Source organism: Stenotrophomonas sp. KH_029 (assembly GCF_057839765.1).
Genome location: NZ_CM174498.1, coordinates 1,796,411 through 1,816,167, shown reverse-complemented (window position 1 = coordinate 1,816,167; position 19,757 = coordinate 1,796,411). Strand labels below are relative to the sequence as shown.

Below are 19,757 nucleotides of genomic sequence, written 5' to 3'. Positions count from 1 at the left end.
CGATGAGCATCGATGCCCCGCGCACGGCCTGGTTCGGGCAACCGCCAGGCCTGACCATCCTGTTTCTCACCGAGATGTGGGAGAAATTCTCCTACTACGGCATGCGGGCGCTGCTGGTCTATTACATGACCAAGCAGCTGCTGTTTTCGCAGGAACAGGCCTCGATGGTGTATGGCCTGTATACCGCGCTGGCCTACCTGAGCCCGGTGTTCGGCGGGATGCTCGCCGACCGCTGGCTGGGCAAGCGCCGCGCGGTGGTCCTGGGCGGCACGATCATGGCCTTCGGCCATTTCCTGATGGCCTTCGATGCACTGCTGTATCCGGCCCTGCTGGCGATCGTGCTCGGCAACGGCCTGTTCCTGCCGACCCTGCCCGGCCAGGTCGGCGATCTCTACCAGCGCGATGATCCGCGCCGTGGCTCGGCGTTCAATGTGTACTACGTCGGCATCAACCTCGGCGCCTTCCTGGCCCCGCTGGTCTGCGGCACGCTGGGCGAGGTGTATGGCTGGCATGTCGGTTTCGCCGCCGCCGGCGTGGGGATGCTGCTGGGCCTGGCGATCTACATCGCCGGGCGCCGCCACCTGCCACCGGACCCGCCGCGCAGCGAGCGCGACGCACTGCCCTTCTCGGCCTTGTGGCAACCGGCCTATCGCCCGCTGCTGCAGCTGATGACGATGATTGCCGGATTGATCGTGGTGTTCCGCCTGGCCTACGAGCAGATCGGCAACACCATCGCGATCTGGCTCGATACCGGCGTGGACCGCGTGTTCACCGCGGATTTCACCCTCCCGATGACCTGGTTCTTCTCGCTCAATCCGCTGCTGGTGTTTGTGATCACGCCACTGCTGGTGAGCCACTGGACCCGCCAGGCCCGCGCCGGCCGCGAGCCGGCCGCGCTGACCAAGATGGCGATCGGCGCGGCCGTAGTCGGGCTGTCGTTCGCGCTGGTCGCCGCGCTGGGCGGTGAACCGTCGGCCAAGGTCGGCTGGCTGTGGGCCGCGCTGTTCTTTGCGACCTTCACCTTCGGCGAGCTGTTCATCCTGCCGGTGGGACTGGGCCTGTTCGCACGCCTGGCACCGGCCGGCTTCGGCGCGACGATCATCGCGTTCTGGTTCCTCGCCGCGTTCGGCGGCAACCTGCTGGCCGGCGCGGTCGGCACGCTGTGGTCGACGCTCTCCAGTACGGTGTTCTTCTCGCTGATGAGCGGCACCTGCCTGCTGGTGGCGTTCCTGCTGTGGCAGCTGGAGCGGCGCAGCCGGCCGCTGTTGGCCTGCAATGGCGTGCCGGCACCGACGCGGTGATTGCCGCCCCGGGAGCCGGGCCGGCAGGGCATGAGGCGGCGCCCCACGGCGCCGGGGAATCGGAAAGTAAAACCCCGAATTAGGTTGCATATTCTCTGATTAGGACATATACAGTCCTAACGAGGTCACTCATCCGCGCATCGACGCCGAGAGGGGCACTCACTCCTCTCTGCTTCCCTGACCAACGGACCCCGTCATGACCTCGACTTCGACCGCTGCCGTGCACGCACTGGCCGCCCTGCCCCAGCCCTATCTGCTGTTCCTGGGCGATACCACCGAAGCGGGCTTTGCCAAGACCGCGATCGGCCTGCACGACTGGGCACCGGAAGTCTGCGTGGCCGAATGGAGCCTGCCTGGCTGCCCGATCAGCACCGGCCTGCCGACCATGACGCCGGCCCAGGCCAGTGCGGCCGGCGCCCGCGCCATGGTGATCGGCGTGGCCAACGGCGGTGGCGTGATTTCCGCCACCTGGCTGCCGGCGCTGGTCGAGGCGCTGGAACAGGGCCTGGACCTGGTCAGCGGCATGCACCAGAAGCTCGGCGATATCCCCGAACTGGCCGCCGCCGCCGAACGCAGCGGGCGCCAGTTGATCAACGTGCGCGTGCCGCCGCGCGGCATCCCGGTCGGCAACGGCCGCAAGCGCAGCGGCAAGCGCGTGCTGACCGTGGGCACCGACTGCGCGCTGGGCAAGAAGTACACCGCACTGGCGCTGGCCCGCGGCCTGCGCGGGATCGGCGTGGATGCCGATTTCCGCGCCAGCGGCCAGACCGGCATCCTGATCGCCGGCAGCGGCATCCCGATGGATGCGGTGGTGGCCGACTTCTCCGCCGGCGCGGCCGAACTGCTCAGCCCGGATGCGGCCGAAGACCACTGGGATGTCATCGAAGGCCAGGGCTCGCTGTTCCACCCGGCCTATGCCGGGGTCAGCCTCGGCCTGCTGCATGGCAGCCAGCCGGATGTGTTCGTGGTCTGCCACCAGCCCGGGCGCCAGCATGTGCTCGGCTATCCCGACTACCCGCTGCCGTCCATCGAGGACGTGATCGACCTGACCGTGCGCCTGGGCCGCCGCACCAATCCGGCGATCCGCTGCGTCGGCGTCAGCCTCAACACCCACGGCATGACCGAGCAGGACGCACAGGCGGCCTGCGCCGAAATCAGCGCGCGCCTTGGCCTGCCGACGGCCGACCCGATGCGGCAAGATGGGCGGTTCAACCGTTTGCTGGAGGCCTGCATCGCATGAAGATGACATCCCGTAGCTTGAGCCTGTGCGTGGCGGCATTGCTGGGGCTGAGCCCGCTGGCCGCGTTCGGCGCCACCCGCAGTCCGGTGGAAACCGAAGTGGCACGCCTGGCCACCCTGATCGACGGCAAGGTCGGCGTCTCGGCGTGGCGCCTGGACGGCAAAGGCGCGCAGGTGCATCTGAACCCCGATGAAGGGTTCCCGATGGCCAGCACCTTCAAGGTCGCCGTGGCCGCGGCCATCCTGGCCAAGGTCGATGCCGGCGAACTGGCGCTGACCACGATGGTGCCGGTGCCCAAATCGTTCTACGTCGATTCGGAAGTGATCGCCGACCGCTTCATCCATGACGGGGTGAGCCTGTCGGTGCACAACCTGCTGGAAGTGATGCTCACCCAGAGCGACAACACCGCCACCGACGTACTGGTGGCGCAGGCCGGTGGACCGGCCGCGGTGACCGCCTGGCTGCGCGCGCAGGGCATCGAAGGCCAGCGCCTGGACCGCAACACCCGGCAACTGCTCAGCGACATCTTTGGCCTGGGCGACGAACCGCTCACCAAGGAGCGCGTCGCCGAACTGACCCGTGACCCGGAAGTGCTCAAGCGCACCAAATCCAACAACGCCGCCTTCGACCAGGATCCGCGCGACACCTCCACGCCGCGCGCGATGTCCACCCTGTTGACCCGGCTGTTCACCGGCAAGGCGCTGAGCCCGGCCAGCACCCAGGCCCTGGCGCAGATCATGGAGCGCTGCCGGACCTGCAGCGCGCGCCTGCGCGGCAGCCTGCCGCCGGGCACCACAGTGGCCGACAAGAGCGGCACCGTGGCTGGCACCGTCAATGACGTGGGCGTGGTCACCCTGCCCGACGGCAGCCGCTTTGCGATCTCGGTGTTCGTCAAGGCCAGCAATGCACCGCGCAGCGAACGCGAGCGGGTGATCGCCGAGATCGCACGCACCGTGCGCGATTACTACCTGCTGCAGCCCGTGGCCGTCGGGAAATGACCGCCACCGCCAGCCGGTTCCAGCGCTTCCTGTTGCCCGGCCTGGCGTTCAAGTCGGCGGTGATCGGTGGCGGCTACGCCACCGGTCGCGAGCTGGCCGAGTTCTTCCTGCCGTCCGGCCCCTGGGGCGGCCTGGCCGCGATGCTGTTGTCGATGCTGATCTGGAGCGTGATCTGCATCCTCACCTTCCTGCTGGCACGCGCCATCGGGGCCAACGACTACCGCAGCTTCTTCCGGCATCTGCTCGGCCGTGGCTGGTGGACCTTCGAAGTGGCCTACCTGGCCCTGATCGTGGTGGTGCTGGCGGTGTTCGGCGCAGCGGCCGGGGAACTGGCCGCCACCATGTTCGGCTCGCCGCGGATCATCGGCACCCTGGCGCTGGTGACGGTGGTCACCGCGATCGTGCACGCCGGCACCCAGGCCGTCGAGCGGATGTTCAAATGGATGTCGGCGTTCATGTACCTGGTCTACGCCATCGCCGCCTGCCTGATCCTGTCCCGGTTCGGCAGCGGTTCGATGGCGCAGCTGTCGGGCACCGATGGACTCGGCCCGGGCTGGGTGCTCAATGGCGTGACCTACGCCGGCTACAACATCTTCGGCGCGGTCTCGATCCTGCTGGTGGTGCGTCATCTGCTGCACCGGCGCGATGCGGTGATCGCCGGGGCCCTGGCCGGCCCGCTGGCGATCCTGCCGGCGATCGTGTTCTACCTGTGCATGATCGCCTTCCTGCCGGAGATCGCCGATGCCCCGCTGCCCTCGGACCTGATGCTGGGCCAGCTCGGCCTGCCGTGGTTCCAGTGGCTGTTCCGCCTGATGATCATGGTGGCGCTGGTGGAAACCGGGGTCACCCTGATGGCCTCGGTGGACGGCCGCATCGGCGCCAACTGGAAGGAGCGCACCGGCGCCCCGCCGGCGCCGGGCATCCGCGTGGCGCTGATTGCCGCGCTGCTGCTGGTGGCGGTGTTCCTTGCCGATGCGATCGGCCTGGTGGCGCTGATCGCGCAGGGCTACCGGCTGCTGGCCTACGCCATCCTGGCCACCTACGTGGTGCCGTTGCTGGCCTATGCGCTCTGGCAGTTCTGGAGCCGCCGCGGGCAGGCCTTCCAGGCTCAGCCGCCGCAGGCAAACACCAGGAACTGATGCAGTGCGCGTGCCGGCGCGGACAGTTCCTCGTCGGGGCGCCAGATCAGGCCCACTTCCATCGGCGGCACCGCATCGGTGAGCGTACGCACATCGATCCGGCGCCCTTCCAGCGACCAGGGCCGGTAGACCATGTCCGACAGGATGCTGACCCCGAACCCGTAGGCCACCATGCCGCGCAGGGCCTCCAGCGAAGAGGTGCGGAAGGCGACGTTGGGCTCCAGCCCCAGCGCCTGCCAGTAGCGCAGCGCCGATTGCTGGCCCTCATCGACGGTCAGCATGATGTAGGGATACGGCGCCACGTCGGCCACGCCGATCACCGGCAGCTGCAGCAGCGGGTGCGACTCGGCCAGCCACAGTTGCCGGCGCGAGCGGATCAGCACCTGCCGCCGGAGCACGTAGGGCTGTGGCATGTTGGAGATGATGCACAGCCCCAGGTCGAGCGCGCCGGAGTTGACCCCGTGCTCGATCGCGGCGCGGTCCATGTCGACCAGTTCGATCTCCACCTGCGGGTAGGAGCGCTTGAAACGCGCCAGCAGGCTGGGCAGGAAATAGCCGAGCACCGTATAGGACGCGCCCACCCGCACCGTGCCCGGCAAGGTGTTGGCCAGGAACATCGGCTCGCTGAGCGCATCCTGCAGCGTGTCCAGGATGTGCCGGACGTGCTGGTGGAAGCGATGCCCTTCCACGGTCAGCACCACTCCGTGCGGCATCCGGTCGAACAACCGCAGCCCCAGCGATGCTTCCAGCTGGGCCACCGCCGTGGTGATCACCGACTGGGAAACGTGCAGCTTGCGCGCGGCCTGGGAAAACTGCCCCAATTCAGCGGCCTCGGCGAAGTAGCGCAGTTGCCGCAGGGTCATGTTGGCGGGGATTTGCATGCACCACTCCAGCGGTCGGTAGATATCTGAATAAACAATACCTCATAGTCAATTAAACAAATTTACGATAAGCCCCCGGGGCTCTAGACTTCCCCTCGGGTGCAATGCGCCAGGGTCCCGGCAGCGGCCAACGCCGCCAGTCCCTGCCCGCTTTCGCAGCGATGTCCTCCCCGGTATCGACCGCGTCACCCGCGCCATGTCCGTCGCCCCCCCGCCGGCGGTTTGCCTGTAGCTCCATGACCCATGCCCAGCGAGGCCCCTGACATGTCTTCACCCCAGAATTCCGCCGCCCGTGCACCGCTGCAGTTGCACGTGCCCGAGCCCAGCGCCCGGCCTGGCCAGGCCACCGATTTCTCCTATCTCAAGCTCAGCCCGGCCGGCGCCGTGGACAAGCCGCCGGTGGACGTCAGCGCCAGCCAGACCGCGCCGATGACCGCCCAGCTGATCCGGGTGCTGGATGACAATGGCGACGCGGTCGGCCCGTGGGCGGCCGACATCGACGATGCGCTGCTGCTGCGCGCGATGCGCGCCATGCTCAAGACCCGCGCCTATGACGCGCGCATGCTGATCGCCCAGCGCCAGAAGAAGACCTCGTTCTACATCCAGTGCCTGGGCGAGGAAGCCATCGCGGTCGGCCAGACCCTGGCCCTGCGCGATGACGACATGCAGTTCCCCACCTACCGCCAGCAGGGCATCCTGGTCACCAAGGAAGTCTCCCTGGTCGACATGATCTGCCAGGTGCTGTCCAACGCGGCCGACCCGCTGAAGGGCCGCCAGCTGCCGATCATGTATTCGTACAAGGATTACGGATTCTTCTCGATCTCCGGCAACCTGACCACCCAGTACATCCAGGCGGTGGGCTGGGCGATGGCCTCGGCGATCAAGGGCGACACCCGCATCGCCACCGCATGGGTGGGCGATGGCGCGACCGCCGAAGGCGACTTCCACGCTGCGCTGACCTTCGCGCACGTGTACCGCGCACCGGTGGTGCTCAACGTGGTCAACAACCAGTGGGCGATCTCCACCTTCCAGGCGATTGCCGGCGGTGAGAACACCACCTTCGCCGCCCGCGGCGTGGGCTACGGCATTCCGTCGCTGCGTGTGGACGGCAACGATCTGCTGGCCGTGTACGCGGCCTCGCGCTGGGCCGCCGAACGCGCCCGCAGCAATCTCGGCCCGACCCTGATCGAGTGGGTGACCTACCGCGCCGGCCCGCATTCGACCTCGGATGACCCGTCCAAGTACCGCCCCGCCGACGATGCCCAGCACTTCCCGCTCGGCGATCCGATCGACCGCCTGAAGCAGCACCTGATCAAGCGCGGCCTGTGGAGCGAGCAGCAGCACGAACAGGTCCGCACCGAACTCGATGCCGAGGTCCTGCGTGCCCTCAAGGAAGCCGAGACCCACGGGTTGCTCGGCAGCGACAACCGTCCCGGCGCGGCCCTCATGTTCGAAGACGTCTACAAGGACATGCCCGAACACCTCCGTCGCCAGCGTCAGCAGTTGGGAGTCTGAACACATGAGCGGAATTGAACAGAACAACACCGGCGGCACGCCGATGACCATGATCCAGGCGCTGCGCTCGGCGATGGACGTGATGCTGGAACGTGACGACAACGTGGTGGTGTTCGGCCAGGACGTGGGCTACTTCGGCGGCGTGTTCCGCTGCACCGATGGCCTGCAGGCCAAGTACGGCAAGCAGCGCGTGTTCGATGCGCCGATTTCCGAAAACGGCATCGCCGGCGCGGCGATCGGCATGGCCGCCTACGGCCTGCGCCCGGTCGCCGAAATCCAGTTCGCCGATTACATCTACCCAGCCTACGACCAGATCGTCTCCGAAGCGGCGCGCATGCGCTATCGCTCCGGCGGCAGCTTCACCTCCTCGCTGGTGTTCCGCACCCCGTGCGGCGGCGGCATCTACGGCGGCCAGACCCACAGCCAAAGCCCGGAGGCGATCTTCGCCCATGCCACCGGCCTGCGCACGGTGATGCCGTCCAACCCGTACGACGCCAAGGGCCTGCTGATCGCCTCGATCGAAAACGACGATCCGGTGATCTTCCTGGAGCCCAAGCGCCTGTACAACGGCCCGTTCGACGGCCACCACGACCGCCCGGTCACCGCCTGGTCCAAGTACCCGGACAACCTGGTGCCGGAGGGCTACTACAACGTGCCGCTGGACAAGGCCGCCATCGCCCGCGAAGGCAAGGCGCTGACCATCATCACCTACGGCACCACCGTGTGGGTGGCCAAGGCCGCCGCTGAAGATGCCGGCATCGATGCCGAAGTGATCGACCTGCGCAGCCTGTGGCCGCTGGATCTGGACGCCATCGTCAACTCGGTCAAGAAGACCGGCCGCTGCATCGTGCTGCACGAAGCCACCCGCACCTGCGGCTTCGGCGCCGAACTGGTCGCGCTGGTGCAGGAGCATTGCTTCTACCACCTGCAGGCCCCGGTGGAACGCGTCACCGGCTGGGACACCCCGTATCCGCACGCGCAGGAATGGGACTACTTCCCGGGTCCGTCCCGGGTCATCGATGCAATGCAGCGCGTGCTGGAGGATTGAACCATGGGACATCACGTCATCAAGATGCCGGACATCGGTGAAGGTATCGCCGAAGTCGAACTGATCACCTGGAAGGTCGAGGTCGGTGGCCCGGTCGCCGAAGACCAGGTCGTGGCCGAAGTCATGACCGACAAGGCCATGGTCGAGATCCCCTCGCCGGTGGCCGGTACCGTGGTCTCACTGGGCGGCGTGCCCGGCCAGATGATGGCCGTCGGCAGCGAACTGATCCGGCTGGAAGTGGAAGGCGCCGGCAATGCCAGCGCCGCCAGTGCGCCGGCTGCCGCCGCTCCTGCTGAGCCGGTTGCTGCGCCAAAGGCTGCCGCGCCTGCGCCTGCCGTGGCGGTTGAAGCTGCACCCGTTGCCGCACCGGCCAAGGCCGCCGCGGCTCCCGCGCCCGCCCCTGCGGCCAAGCACGACGAGCGCGGCGCGGTCACCAACGGCGTGCTCACCGCCGGTGAAGCCCCGCTGGCCTCGCCGGCGGTGCGCCGCCGCGCCTGGGACCTGGGCATCGAACTGCGCTTTGTCCCGGCCACCGGCCCGGGTGGGCGCATCCTGCAGGCCGACCTGGACGCCTATGCCGCCGCCGGCGGCAAGGCCCAGCCGGCCGGTACCAGTGCCGGTGGCAGCAGCTATGCGCGGCGTACCGGCGAGCAGCAGGTGCCGATCATCGGCCTGCGCCGCAAGATCGCGCAGAAGATGCAGCAGTCCTGGTCGACCATTCCGCATATCACCTATGTGGAAGAAATCGACGTCACCGAAATCGAAGCCCTGCGCGCCAAGCTCAACACCCGTTGGGGCAAGGAACGCGGCAAGCTCACCCTGCTGCCGTTGCTGGCCCGCGCGGTGGTGCTGGCCGTGCGCGATTTCCCGCAGATGAACGCCCGTTTCGACGACCAGGCCAACATCGTCACCCGCTACGAAGGCGTGCAGCTGGGCATCGCCACCCAGAGCGAGGTCGGGCTGTCGGTACCGGTGGTGGCCCATGCCGAGTCGCTGGACCTGTGGCAGACCGCCGCCGAGATCGCGCGCCTGGCCAACGCCGTGCGCGTAGGCAAGGCCACCCGCGAGGAGCTGTCCGGCTCGACCATCACCATCAGCAGCCTCGGTGCGATCGGTGGCATGGTCTCCACCCCGATCATCAACCATCCGGAAGTGGCCATCGTCGGCGTCAACCGCATCGTCGAACGCCCGATGTTCCGCGACGGCCAGGTCGTGGCGCGCAAGCTGATGAACCTGTCGTCCTCGTTCGACCATCGCATCGTCGATGGCATGGACGCGGCCGAGTTCGTCCAGGCCATCCGTACCCGGCTGGAAACCCCGGCCCTGCTGTTTGTGGAGTAAGCGATGTCCAGCACCCTTGAAACCCAACTGCTGATCATCGGCGGCGGCCCCGGCGGCTACATCGCCGGCATCCGCGCCGGCCAGCTCGGCGTCAAGACCATCGTGGTCGAGGGCGTCAACCCAGGCGGTACCTGCCTCAACATCGGCTGCATTCCGTCCAAGGCGCTGATCCATGCCGCCGAGGAATTCGCCAAGACCACCGCCTATGCCGCCGGCACCTCGCCGCTGGGCATCAGCGTGCAGGCCCCGGCGCTGGATCTGGCCAAGACCGTGGCGTGGAAGGCCGGCATCGTCAAGAAGCTGACCGGCGGCGTGGCCGCGCTGCTGAAGAAGAACGGCGCGCAGCTGGTCAAGGGCTGGGCCACGATCGTCGACGGCAAGACTGTCGATGTGGCCGGCGCGGCCGAAGACGGCGGCACCCTGCGCATCCGCTGCGAGCACCTGCTGATCGCCAGCGGCTCGGTACCGGTGGAACTGCCGTCCCTGCCGTTCGGCGGCAAGGTCATCTCCTCCACCGAAGCCCTGTCGCCGACCTCGCTGCCGAAACGGTTGATCGTGGTCGGCGGTGGCTACATCGGCCTGGAACTGGGCACGGTGTACCGCAAGCTCGGCTGCGAGGTCACGGTGGTCGAAGCCCAGGATCGCATCCTGCCGGCCTACGACGCCGAACTGACCAAGCCGGTGGCCACGCACCTGGAGAAGTCCGGCGTGAAGCTGCTGACCGGCCACAGCGTGCTCGGCCTGTCCGATAGCGGCCAGCTGCGCGTGCGCGACAAGGACGGTAACGAAATCGCGCTGGACGCCGAGCAGATCCTGGTCGCGGTTGGCCGTCGCCCGAAGACCGACGGCTTCAATCTCGAATCGCTGCAGCTGGATCTGACCGGCAAGGCGATCAGGATCGACGACCAGTGCAGGACCTCGATGCGCAACGTCTGGGCGATCGGCGATGTCGCCGGCGAGCCGATGCTGGCGCACCGGGCGATGGCGCAGGGCGAACTGGTGGCCGAGATCGTCAGCGGCAAAAAGCGCCACTTCCTCCCGGCCGCGATCCCGGCGGTGTGCTTCACCGACCCGGAAATCGTGGTGGTCGGGCTGTCGCCGGACGAAGCCAAGGCACAGGGCATCGAGACCAAGGTCGCGCTGTTCCCGTTCGCGGCCAATGGCCGTGCGATGTCGCTGGAATCCACCGACGGCTTCGTGCGCGTCGTGGCACGCAGCAGCGACCACCGCATCCTCGGCTGGCAGGCCGTGGGCGTGCAGGTCTCGGAACTGTCGATCGCCTTCGTGCAGTCCATCGAGATGGGTGCCACGCTGGAAGATATCGCCGGCACCATCCACCCGCACCCGACCCTGGGTGAGGCGGTGCAGGAAGCGGCGCTGCGTGCGTTGGGGCATGCGCTGCATATCTAGCAGGCCTGTAGGTCCGAGCCATGCTCGGACGCCTTGGCTCGCAGCAAGACAAACGGCCCGCATTGCGGGCCGTTTGTTCTAGCGGGTAATGGTAGATCCGAGCCATGCCCGGATGTTGCGCCGCCGCCCAGGAGGCTTCCGGGAAGACCGTCGGCGCAGCCGCCATTCTCGTGAATCACACGGGTAGTCGCCGGCATCGTGCTTGTCGCCACACCTTCCTACGTGTCCACCCGAAGTGCACTCAGAACACCAGCTGCCAGCGTCAGCGTGGCACCGATCCCCAACGCAAGCATCGGCGCCGTGTCGACGGGGAAAAGGGCAAAGATCAGAGTCATGACGACCCCGCCGACGGTTTGCCCCGCCAGACGGGCCGTGGCCTGCATGCCTCCGGCCGCACCGCTTCTTGCGCTGGGCGCCGCCAGGAACATGTTGCGATTGTTGGGCACTTGGAAAAGGCCAAAACCCAGCCCGCACAGCACCGTGAAGATCATCAAGGGGCGCGCGCTCTGCTGTAGATCCCACATTGCGGTCGCAGACAGCCCGACCGCTAGACATGCACCGCCTACGACGCAAAGCCAAGCTGTTGAGACGCGATCAGCAAGACGGCCAACCAATGGCGCCGCGATCGCTACCGTCAGGGGCCAGGGCGCCATGTAGAACGCCGTCATCAAGGGGTCCAGCCCGAGATTGTGCTGCAGGTAGAACGGCAGCGCCAGCAAGCCGAGGGTTATGCCGGCGAAACAGCAGAACGATGCGACCACCGAAGTGCGAAACGAAGGCGTGCGTAGCAGGTCTAGAGGAATCAACGGCATCTCCTTCGGCAGTTCCCGTCGGATCAAGGCCGCCAGGGAGATGGCTCCGGCACCGATCAGCAATGCCGCAGGCACCGAATGCGCAGTCAGTAGTTCCATGCCGACGACGAGCAATGCAAACGCGGCGGCGTTCAAGGCGACACTGATCTTGTCAAGGGGGCACGCCGTGCCCTTGACGTCAGGCAGTGCGCGCGTGGCAAGAAGAACCATTGCACCCAACGGCAGGTTCAGAGCAAATAGCCACGGCCAACTTGCGCCAGCGAGGATCGCTGCGCCGATGGTGGGGCCCGCCGCAGACGAGAGCGCCACGGCCAGCGCGTTCCAGCCGATCGCGGTTCCGAACCGGTCTTGGGGCACGATGGCGCGAAGCAAGGCGATGCCGAGCGCCATGATCGCGGCAGCGCCTAGACCTTGAAGGAAACGTGAAGCGACGAGCCAAGGAAGTGATGGCGACACTGCACACAACACGGACGCGGCCGTGAACAGCGCAACTCCGCCGGTGAAAACTCGGCGATGACCAAGACTATCCCCCAGCGCAGCGCACGGCAGCAGGGCCATCACCAACGCGAGCTGGTAAGCGGTGATGATCCAGATCGATGTTCCCGGGGACACCTGTAAAGAGCGGGCCATGCTCGGTAGTGCAACGTTGACCATGGCTGCGTCGAGGACTGCGAGAACCATGGCCATTAACACGGCAACAGTCGCGGCAGCCCTCCGTCGCCCAGGCAACTTTGGGGATTTTTCCATTGCGGCCGCCGGTGCGAGCGGGGCAGTCACGAGCCTTCCGGCATCCATGTCCCATCACGATCAACGTACCGGGTGACGCGATGCTCTTCTTTGTCCTCCTTCTTCAAGTCTCGCTCCGTGAAGCGGAATAGCAATGCGGGTCCATTTACGCAGCGTGTGTCGTGGATATCCCCCGGAAGATAGACCTGGACCTCGCCTGGACGCACCGTCGTCGACCCTCTCTGCACCAACTGAACGCTGCCGTCGGCGCTGACCAGGCGGGCGTAGGTACCCATTTCGATTTCACCCTGCTGAAGTGCATAGATGACCCACCCCCGGCCGTGGTCGTGAGGCGGCCTATACAGCCCCATTGGTTCGGTGTGTGCCAAGAGGACGAACCCATTGAGGGAGTCGCGGTGCAGCTCCTTGTTTGCGGGCGCATCCCGATGCAGTTCCTCCAGCCAATCCTCAGTGGCCGGCGCCTTGAGGAGATGCTCCAAGTGGCCTCGACACGCAGCGACAACCGCGGTGCTGAGTGGACCCCATTCCTTCGTTATGGCCTCCATCGCGACGTCCAACGAGCTACGAATGGAGCCTGTCTCCAGGCTCTGCGTGGACCGGGAACGTTCAGGGCTGTTCGGTATGTCGTTCAATTTGCTTTTCCTTGACGTGACGGGATACGAGTTGCACTATGCAACTTCAAGTCAACTTGAGGTCAAGGGGTGTCGGATGGACATCGCCGAGGTGGCAAAGCGGTCTGGCGTGCCCGCTTCAGCGCTGCGCTACTACGAGGAGAAGGGCTTGATCGCGTCGACGGGGCGCTCCGGGCTCCGGCGGACCTTTTCGCCTTCTGTCGTGGACCAGCTTGCGCTGATTGCACTGGGGCAATCTGCAGGCTTCTCCCTCGATGAAATCAAGGTCATGTTTTCCGCAGATGGGCGGACGAGCATCAACCGCGGCGCTCTGACAGCGAAAGCCGACGAGGTGGACGCTACAGTCGCAAGGCTAAAAGCACTGAGCAAGGGTCTGCGGCACGCGGCCGTGTGCCCGGCCAAGAATCATGCTGACTGCCCTACTTTCCAGGGCCTGTTGCGCGCAGCAGGATCGGCCAAGCTGTCCTCGCCTAAACATCGGTCCGACCCAATGTCGCCGACTGCCGCTTTCCAGCGCAGCAGGTAAGTTCACTCGATATCGATCCGGAAATCGTGGTGGTCGGGCTGTCGCCGGACGAGGCCAAGGCACAGGGTATCGAGACCAAGGTCGCGCTGTTCCCGTTCGCGGCCAATGGCCGGGCGATGTCGCTGGAATCCACCGATGGCTTCGTGCGCGTGGTGGCACGCAGCAGCGACCACCGCATCCTCGGCTGGCAGGCCGTGGGCGTGCAGGTCTCGGAACTGTCGATCGCGTTCGTGCAGTCCATCGAGATGGGTGCCACGCTGGAAGATATCGCCGGCACCATCCACCCGCACCCGACCCTGGGTGAGGCGGTGCAGGAAGCGGCATTGCGTGCGTTGGGGCATGCGCTGCATATCTAGAAAAACAAACGGCCCGCGGCCAGACTTCGGCTGTCGGAGGCAGGCGCGCGTTTTCGAGCTGCGCTTTTCGGGCGCTTTACTTAATCAGGAGACCAGGCGTCGACGCAAATCGTCGAGCAGCCACCGCCCCGCCACACCCAGCGCACGATCACGGCGGTGCGCGGCATAGATCGTCAACCCTTCCGATGGCGTTGGATCTTCGTGAACCTCAATCGTCGTGAGTACGCCGGTGGCGACCAGGGGCGCGACGAGGTGCTCCGGCATACGGCACCAACCGAATCCCGCCAACAGGAAATCCAACCGGCGGCCCAGATCGACGAATCGCCACAGTCGCGTACCGGCCACGCCATAGTTGGGGCCGCCCGGGTCGGCCGGATCGGAGAGCACCAGCTGGACGTGCGGCGCAAGGTCGTCTTCGGTCGCCGGGCGCCCCAGCGTAGCGAGCGGGTGGCCGGGCGACACGACTGCGTGCATGGGTGCGTGCAACAGCGGATAGGCGGCGAGGTCTTCCGGAACACCTGGCAGCAGCAGGCATAGGCCAATGGCGGCAGAACCGCTGCGAAGCCGCCGCAATGATCCCCCCAGCCCTTCGGTTGAAAAATGCACCGGCAGATCGGGAAAGGTTTCGCTGAGCGCACGCAGGCTGTCGATCAACGGCGCGGTCGGCACCAACGGATCGATCGCGATCGTCAGCTCCGGCTCCACGCCCGCCCTCGTACTGGCCGCGACGGCCTCGAAACGGGAGGCGCTTGCCAGCACCAGGCGCGCCTGGTCCACCAGCACGCGCCCCACATCGGTCAGACGCGGGCGGTGGCCGCCGCGGTCGAACAGGGCAACGCCCTGCAGGTCCTCAAGATTGGCCACCGTTTGGCTGATCGCCGACTGGACGCGCCTGAGGTCGCGGCCGGCGGCAGAGAAACTGCCTGTATCGGCGATGGCCACAAGGACGCGCAACTGGTCGAGGGTAAGCGTGCCGATCATTTTCCATCTCCGAATCAGATGGAAAGTATCAGATTTTTATCGCTTCCGCCGAAGAGTCCCGACGCCTAGATTGTTCCAAAGCGCCGCGAGCCATCCAAGGCCTGCCTTCGCCGCCATTGGCTGCGGCGCATCGCCCACCTATCCGGACAGAACCTTCCATGACCCGACTTCTCGTTGTCCAGACCAGCCCGCGCGGTGCTCAATCGGTCTCGCGCCAAATGACCCAACGCTTCCTGGCAGCATGGCGTGCCGCGCACCCGGACGGCCTCATCGTGCATCGCGACCTGGCCGACTCCGGGCTCCCCTTCGTCTCTGCGCGCTGGCTGCAGGCCTACTTCACACCGCCACCAGCTCAATCGGAAGCGATGAAGGAGGAACTCCAGCTGTCCGATGTTCTGATCGGCGAACTGCTCGCGGCCGATCACCTGGTCATCTCGACACCGGTCTACAACTACAACGTCCCCGCTTCGCTCAAGGCATGGGTGGACCACATCGTGCGCAAGGGGGCAACGCTCGGCTTCGACGGACGGGGGCTCGTCAAAGGCAAGGCGGCGACCTTGCTGATGGCCTCAGGCGGCGTTTACACCGAAGGGTCGCCCATCCGCGACCGCGACCTCGCGACGCAATACCTTCGGCTCATCCTTGGCGTGATCGGTATCGAGGACATCACCGTTGTCGCTGGCGGCGGGGCAAAAGCCGTGGACTTGCAGGAGCAGACGATGGACGGTTTCCTGGGCGCGCTGCAACCACAGATCGACCGCGCTGCGATGGCCGAGATCGAAATCCAGCACTGAATCTGCGTTCTAGGCAGGTCCGAGCCATGATGGGTCCGAACCATGCTCGGACTCCCTGCCAAGCCCCACAACAAACGGCCCGCATTGCGGGCCTTTTTCTTCTAGCACTCAACACAAACGCCGCGCGTCTGCGAACTGACCATTGCAGCGCGGGCGCCCCAGCCGCCCTCACCACTCAATAATGCCGCACCTCATCGAACCAGTGCTGCAGCTGCGCATCGCTCAGCCCAAGCGCCACCACATGGGGCAGCTGGCTGAGCTGCCAGACCGCCTCTCCAATGTCTTCCCGCTGCGCGGTCTCGATGCCTTTCATGACATTGAACTGCACGGTGAAGGTGGTGACCGCCGCCTGCACCGCGGCGACGTTGGCCGCCCCTTCCAGCGCCTCCCGTGCGCTGTCATAAGCTGCATTGGCAGCCTTGGCCAGACGACTGTTCCAGCCCGCGAACGGCCGTCCATATTCGCTCTGCCACCAGGTCGGTTTGCGCAGTTTGCTGATCAACGTATGTCCAGCCCATGCGCGCGCCTTGGCCCGCGCGCCGATCTGCGCCTTCAGCCGCTTTCCTGCGGCCTCGTCCACATTCCAGACGATCATGCTGTCCAGCGATGGCCAGCTATCGAGCGCCGGCAAATCTTGCAGATCAGGCACGAACCGCAGTTCCAGATTGCTCAGATGGCGCAGCCCGACAAGTGCCTGCCAATCGGTGAAACTGCCCGACAGCGACAGGCTCTCCAACGAGGAGAAACGCTCGATGCCCAGCAGCGAAATGGCCTGCCCCAGCGGCGCGCCTTCCAGCGACAACGACGTCACATCCTGCAGCAGGCCCAACGCAGGTAGCACATACGGCGCCTGCCCCGGCCGCCGCCCCAGCGTGGGCCGCAGCAACAGCGCGGCTGGCACACCGCCACCGACCGTCACCCGCGATAGATCGCCTTCAAGACTGAGGCTGCCTGCCGCTGGCAATGCAATCGAAAGATGGCCGCTGACCTGCGCCAGACGGATCTGCAACATACGGATTCTGGCCGCGCTGGCATCGACGCTACGGTCGTCGGCAAATACCGGCGTCCAACGGAACTGCTCGATGGCGCGCCGCTGCGACCAGGCGAAGAATCCGCTGTCATTGCCGCAATAGTCGATATGACGCGGCCATGGCGATCCAGCGGACGTTGCGAACGGATCGAATGCGGGCCAGTGGATGACCTCGTCGGGCGCCACGTGCAGATCGGCCTTCTTGCCCAGGCTGGCTGGCCCGATGACCGCAATGCCGCGCCCGGGCTCGATCACCAGCACATGGCTGCCCGGCCGGGTCAGGTTCAACGCGTAACGACCGTCGGCGGTCACCGACCCCGCCGCGTGGGCAGATACATTCATGGGCTCGGACAAGCCATCTCTCCTCGGGGTGATGGGCATTCGCGGCTCGCGCAGATGGCCGCACACACGCGGCAAACCACCCTCTCCGATTGCGCGTGCTTATTGTACCGGTAGCCCCGAGCCACGCTCGGTGCACCCATTGCCGGACCTAATCAACCACCCGTGTCGCCCCCAATACCCAGGTCATGTCCGAGGTCGACCACGGCACGATATGCGCCGACCGCACCGGCAAAGGAGCCGCATCACGCGGCCAGCCATCGATCCCGGCCGCCACCTGCACCTCGACCGGGCCGCTGCCGGCCGGCCAACGCAACTCAATCCCCTCCGGGCCCGGCGCCTGCCAGCGCAGCCGCGACCAGCGGTCCGCCTCATCCAGCAACGGTGCGCGCTCGCCCTGCAGCTGTACGTCGGCCACTACCGCAGGGCTCTTCAGCCCCACGCGCAGATCGCGGGTGCCCGTCGGTGCCAACACGCGCAGCACCGTCTGCCCGGTTGCGGCATCGTGCGACTGTTCAAAGCGGATCGGCGCCGCAACGGCAATGGCCGGCGTCGGTGTCGCCCAGGCGTCGGTGTCGCCCAGGCCTCGGTGATATCCAGCGCCGGCACCGCCATGCGGACAGGCTCGCCCTGCCCGGCCTGCCCGGCCTGCAAGGCGCGGCGGCTCCAATCCGACAGCTGCGGCAGCACGCTGACCCGGTGGTACTGCCGCTGCTTCGGGTCGGCCACGAAAATCACCTGGGACAGTTCGGGATAGCGCGCACGATCGGCCTGGGTGAACGCCGCCGTAGCCAGTACACCAGCGGCCACCAGCACCGTCACGACCGACGCGGCGCCCAGCCAGCGCCCGCCATCGGCCGCACGCAGCCACGGCAGCAGCATTGCGGCCAGCCACGCCAACGGCAACGCCAGCACCTCGGGGGTGCCGAACCCGACCGCCTCCAACAACTGCAGCGCGAAATGGAATACATGCGCCAACGCATAGGCGGTGACCACCGCCGCCACGATCACGCGCAGCGCATGCAACGGTGCCTGCGCAGGCAACAGCCAGGCCACCGCAGCCAGCGCCAGCAGCGGCCACAGCAGCAGCGGCGCCAGTTCCGGCGCGAGCACCTGCGCGATGATGCCGACGACCCAGGCAACGATCAGGACGCCCAGCCGCACGCTTTCTCCGCGCACCGCGCTGCCGGCACTGCACCAGCCCAGCAGCGCCACCAGCACGCCCAGCACCAGGCCCACCACATCGATACCGCCACGCAACGAGGCGCATGCGCCGGCAACCAGGGCGAGCATGGCAAACGGCTTGCGCCCGCCCTTGCACAGCGTCAACGCCCCCAGCGCCAGCACCACCCCGATCGACAACACTCCCTCGCCGGCCACCAGCGTTGAAAACGCGGCCAGCAGGTCACGGTTATGCACCAGACTGGCATCGCCGCCACCGAGCAGCCGGTACGACACCCGCACCGCCAATGCCACCGACAGCAGCGCCAGCGGCCACCAGGCCAGCCCACTTACCACGCCGCGCCAGCCATCCTGGCCGACGCTGACACGGCGCGCGATCACGACAATCGTCAACAGCCCCAACGCCAGCACGCACCAGCCCGACCACGCCGGCACACTGATCATCCAGCCACCAGGCAGATCGCTGTAGATCGCCTCCTTGCGGGAGGCAGGCAGGGTTGCCGACGTCGCCAGCAGGCGCACCAGCGGCAGCACCTGCGCCCCCATATGCTGCACGCTGCCCGGGTCCAGGTTGGCCACGCTGGCCGTCGCGGCGTGGTAGTCGAACTGGCGACCGATGATCGCGAAGTTGAGCCCGGCAATGCCCTGCTGCGCCGGCACCGTAAAGTCGGTTCCATTGGGCATATATCGGTAGACCAAGCCGGTCAGCGAATTGCCCAGCGGCTGCGGCGCCAGCGACGCGAACGCCTTCAGCAACCCGGCATTGCCCGGCCCGGTTTCAAACAGCACCGCCCGGCCACTGCTGCCGCGCGCTTCCAGATTGATGACCGTTCCGACCCGCGCGACCAGCGGATGCGACGCAAAGAACGCACGCGCGCCCAGCAGCCCCGCCTCCTCGGCATCGGTAAACAGGAACACCACATCGCGCTGCCGGGCGTCGTTCTCCAGCGCCCGCGCGATCTCCAGCATCACCGCCACGCCGAGCCCATCATCGGCCGCACCCGGCGACTGGGCCACGCTGTCGTAGTGCGCCATCAACAGCACCGCCGGCAAGCTGCGGTCGCGGCCCGGCAGCACTGCCACCACGTTCTCCACATTACCGCCGCGCACACCGCGCTTGGCGCCCGAACCGTACTCGGCTGCGGCGTGCCCGCGATGCACCGACGCCTCCAGCCCGGCCTGCTGCAGATGGGCCACCAGCCGATCGCGCACCCGCGCCGCGGCGGCCGAGCCGGTGGGATGCGGTTCGGCGGCGATCCAGGCCAGGTGCTGCATCGCGCGTGCCGCCGAGAACTCAGTGGTGGCGATGGTGGCGGGTTGTGGCGGCGGGGTTTGCTGAGCATGCCAGGCCGACCAGGCGGCGATGAGGATGCTGAGGAGAAACAATGGCAGCAGGCAAGCGGCGATGCCCCGCGGTGCCGGTTGCGCGGTCATGCATGCACCTCGCAGCCAAGGTCTGTCCAACCCGGCAAAGCGACGGACATC

18 protein-coding genes are annotated in these 19,757 nt (G+C 66.8%); 11 read left to right on the top strand and 7 right to left on the bottom strand.

Features of this window, described 5'->3' with window-relative positions:
* Positions 1 to 2: 2 nt before the first annotated feature.
* From AC3ITM_RS08410 to AC3ITM_RS08395, 4 genes are all read left to right on the top strand, one after another.
* On the top strand, positions 3 to 1,301 hold the full coding sequence (locus AC3ITM_RS08410) for a peptide MFS transporter (protein ID WP_489269758.1): 1,299 nt from the start codon (positions 3 to 5) through the stop codon (positions 1,299 to 1,301).
* Positions 1,302 to 1,497: 196 nt separating this feature from the next.
* Entirely contained in the window at positions 1,498 to 2,541 is a 1,044-nt protein-coding gene (locus AC3ITM_RS08405; RefSeq protein WP_489269757.1) for an N-acetyltransferase DgcN family protein, read from the top strand.
* Positions 2,538 to 3,539 carry a class A beta-lactamase gene (gene bla / locus AC3ITM_RS08400; RefSeq protein ID WP_489269756.1) on the top strand — a complete coding sequence of 334 codons (1,002 nt, stop codon included), beginning with the start codon at positions 2,538 to 2,540 and terminating at the stop codon, positions 3,537 to 3,539. The genes AC3ITM_RS08405 and bla overlap by 4 nt, the downstream gene beginning before the upstream one ends.
* Positions 3,536 to 4,678, top strand: a complete 1,143-nt coding sequence (locus AC3ITM_RS08395) for a YkvI family membrane protein (RefSeq protein WP_489269755.1) — start codon at positions 3,536 to 3,538, stop codon at positions 4,676 to 4,678. The genes bla and AC3ITM_RS08395 overlap by 4 nt, the downstream gene beginning before the upstream one ends.
* Here the strand turns inward: AC3ITM_RS08395 and AC3ITM_RS08390 are convergent.
* A complete protein-coding gene (locus AC3ITM_RS08390) occupies positions 4,648 to 5,559 on the bottom strand; it encodes a LysR family transcriptional regulator (RefSeq protein ID WP_489269754.1) in 912 nt (303 codons plus the stop codon). The two genes, AC3ITM_RS08395 and AC3ITM_RS08390, sit on opposite strands and share 31 nt — an antisense overlap.
* A gap of 264 nt (positions 5,560 to 5,823) precedes the next feature.
* Here AC3ITM_RS08390 and AC3ITM_RS08385 point away from each other — a divergent pair, with 264 nt between their 5' ends.
* The 4 genes from AC3ITM_RS08385 to lpdA are packed head-to-tail and all read left to right on the top strand — an operon-like array spanning position 5,824 to position 10,873.
* A complete protein-coding gene (locus AC3ITM_RS08385) occupies positions 5,824 to 7,074 on the top strand; it encodes a 3-methyl-2-oxobutanoate dehydrogenase (2-methylpropanoyl-transferring) subunit alpha (protein ID WP_489269753.1) in 1,251 nt (416 codons plus the stop codon).
* 4 nt (positions 7,075 to 7,078) lie between these two features.
* Positions 7,079 to 8,122 carry an alpha-ketoacid dehydrogenase subunit beta gene (locus tag AC3ITM_RS08380; RefSeq protein ID WP_489269752.1) on the top strand — a complete coding sequence of 348 codons (1,044 nt, stop codon included), beginning with the start codon at positions 7,079 to 7,081 and terminating at the stop codon, positions 8,120 to 8,122.
* 3 nt (positions 8,123 to 8,125) lie between these two features.
* Entirely contained in the window at positions 8,126 to 9,463 is a 1,338-nt protein-coding gene (locus tag AC3ITM_RS08375) for a dihydrolipoamide acetyltransferase family protein (RefSeq protein ID WP_489269751.1), read from the top strand.
* Between the two features lie 3 nt (positions 9,464 to 9,466).
* Positions 9,467 to 10,873 (top strand): dihydrolipoyl dehydrogenase, encoded by a 1,407-nt coding sequence (lpdA, locus tag AC3ITM_RS08370; RefSeq protein ID WP_489269750.1) that lies wholly within the window; start codon positions 9,467 to 9,469, stop codon positions 10,871 to 10,873.
* A 218-nt stretch (positions 10,874 to 11,091) separates the two neighbouring features.
* Here lpdA and AC3ITM_RS08365 read toward each other — a convergent pair whose 3' ends face one another.
* Both AC3ITM_RS08365 and AC3ITM_RS08360 read right to left on the bottom strand, forming a co-directional pair.
* Positions 11,092 to 12,366: an MFS transporter gene (locus AC3ITM_RS08365; protein WP_489270058.1), complete on the bottom strand. Its 1,275-nt coding sequence runs from the start codon at positions 12,364 to 12,366 to the stop codon at positions 11,092 to 11,094.
* A 92-nt stretch (positions 12,367 to 12,458) separates the two neighbouring features.
* Positions 12,459 to 12,911, bottom strand: coding sequence for a hypothetical protein (locus tag AC3ITM_RS08360; protein WP_489269749.1), 453 nt, complete (start codon positions 12,909 to 12,911; stop codon positions 12,459 to 12,461).
* Between the two features lie 88 nt (positions 12,912 to 12,999).
* Here AC3ITM_RS08360 and AC3ITM_RS08355 point away from each other — a divergent pair, with 88 nt between their 5' ends.
* Together AC3ITM_RS08355 and AC3ITM_RS08350 are read left to right on the top strand one after the other, a co-directional pair.
* A complete protein-coding gene (locus AC3ITM_RS08355; protein ID WP_489269748.1) occupies positions 13,000 to 13,590 on the top strand; it encodes a helix-turn-helix domain-containing protein in 591 nt (196 codons plus the stop codon).
* Positions 13,591 to 13,616: 26 nt separating this feature from the next.
* Positions 13,617 to 13,946, top strand: coding sequence for a hypothetical protein (locus AC3ITM_RS08350; RefSeq protein WP_489269747.1), 330 nt, complete (start codon positions 13,617 to 13,619; stop codon positions 13,944 to 13,946).
* Between the two features lie 84 nt (positions 13,947 to 14,030).
* Here the strand turns inward: AC3ITM_RS08350 and AC3ITM_RS08345 are convergent, their stop codons facing one another.
* Positions 14,031 to 14,927 carry a LysR family transcriptional regulator gene (locus tag AC3ITM_RS08345; RefSeq protein WP_489269746.1) on the bottom strand — a complete coding sequence of 299 codons (897 nt, stop codon included), beginning with the start codon at positions 14,925 to 14,927 and terminating at the stop codon, positions 14,031 to 14,033.
* A 158-nt stretch (positions 14,928 to 15,085) separates the two neighbouring features.
* Here AC3ITM_RS08345 and AC3ITM_RS08340 point away from each other — a divergent pair, with 158 nt between their 5' ends.
* Complete coding sequence (locus tag AC3ITM_RS08340) at positions 15,086 to 15,721, top strand: FMN-dependent NADH-azoreductase (RefSeq protein WP_489269745.1); 636 nt, start codon at positions 15,086 to 15,088, stop codon at positions 15,719 to 15,721.
* 175 nt (positions 15,722 to 15,896) lie between these two features.
* On the opposite strand, the gene AC3ITM_RS08335 is transcribed toward AC3ITM_RS08340, so the two are convergent.
* The 3 genes from AC3ITM_RS08335 to AC3ITM_RS08325 all read right to left on the bottom strand — a co-directional run bounded on the left by AC3ITM_RS08335 (position 15,897) and on the right by AC3ITM_RS08325 (position 19,706).
* Positions 15,897 to 17,105: a hypothetical protein gene (locus AC3ITM_RS08335; protein ID WP_489269744.1), complete on the bottom strand. Its 1,209-nt coding sequence runs from the start codon at positions 17,103 to 17,105 to the stop codon at positions 15,897 to 15,899.
* Between the two features lie 136 nt (positions 17,106 to 17,241).
* Positions 17,242 to 17,565: a hypothetical protein gene (locus tag AC3ITM_RS08330; RefSeq protein WP_489269743.1), complete on the bottom strand. Its 324-nt coding sequence runs from the start codon at positions 17,563 to 17,565 to the stop codon at positions 17,242 to 17,244.
* A complete protein-coding gene (locus AC3ITM_RS08325; RefSeq protein WP_489269742.1) occupies positions 17,523 to 19,706 on the bottom strand; it encodes a M20/M25/M40 family metallo-hydrolase in 2,184 nt (727 codons plus the stop codon). The genes AC3ITM_RS08330 and AC3ITM_RS08325 overlap by 43 nt, the downstream gene beginning before the upstream one ends.
* Between the last annotated feature and the right edge of the window lie 51 nt (positions 19,707 to 19,757).

Excerpts from the sequence above, each read along its gene's own strand:
- AC3ITM_RS08410 (WP_489269758.1), top strand. The coding sequence starts at position 3 with ATGAGCATCGATGCCCCGCGCACGGCCTGGTTCGGGCAACCGCCAGGC.
- AC3ITM_RS08405 (WP_489269757.1), top strand. The coding sequence starts at position 1,498 with ATGACCTCGACTTCGACCGCTGCCGTGCACGCACTGGCCGCCCTGCCC.
- bla (WP_489269756.1), top strand. The coding sequence starts at position 2,538 with ATGAAGATGACATCCCGTAGCTTGAGCCTGTGCGTGGCGGCATTGCTG.
- AC3ITM_RS08395 (WP_489269755.1), top strand. The coding sequence starts at position 3,536 with ATGACCGCCACCGCCAGCCGGTTCCAGCGCTTCCTGTTGCCCGGCCTG.
- AC3ITM_RS08390 (WP_489269754.1), bottom strand. The coding sequence starts at position 5,559 with ATGCAAATCCCCGCCAACATGACCCTGCGGCAACTGCGCTACTTCGCC.
- AC3ITM_RS08385 (WP_489269753.1), top strand. The coding sequence starts at position 5,824 with ATGTCTTCACCCCAGAATTCCGCCGCCCGTGCACCGCTGCAGTTGCAC.
- AC3ITM_RS08380 (WP_489269752.1), top strand. The coding sequence starts at position 7,079 with ATGAGCGGAATTGAACAGAACAACACCGGCGGCACGCCGATGACCATG.
- AC3ITM_RS08375 (WP_489269751.1), top strand. The coding sequence starts at position 8,126 with ATGGGACATCACGTCATCAAGATGCCGGACATCGGTGAAGGTATCGCC.
- lpdA (WP_489269750.1), top strand. The coding sequence starts at position 9,467 with ATGTCCAGCACCCTTGAAACCCAACTGCTGATCATCGGCGGCGGCCCC.
- AC3ITM_RS08365 (WP_489270058.1), bottom strand. The coding sequence starts at position 12,366 with ATGGTTCTCGCAGTCCTCGACGCAGCCATGGTCAACGTTGCACTACCG.
- AC3ITM_RS08355 (WP_489269748.1), top strand. The coding sequence starts at position 13,000 with ATGGAGCCTGTCTCCAGGCTCTGCGTGGACCGGGAACGTTCAGGGCTG.
- AC3ITM_RS08345 (WP_489269746.1), bottom strand. The coding sequence starts at position 14,927 with ATGATCGGCACGCTTACCCTCGACCAGTTGCGCGTCCTTGTGGCCATC.
- AC3ITM_RS08340 (WP_489269745.1), top strand. The coding sequence starts at position 15,086 with ATGACCCGACTTCTCGTTGTCCAGACCAGCCCGCGCGGTGCTCAATCG.
- AC3ITM_RS08325 (WP_489269742.1), bottom strand. The coding sequence starts at position 19,706 with ATGACCGCGCAACCGGCACCGCGGGGCATCGCCGCTTGCCTGCTGCCA.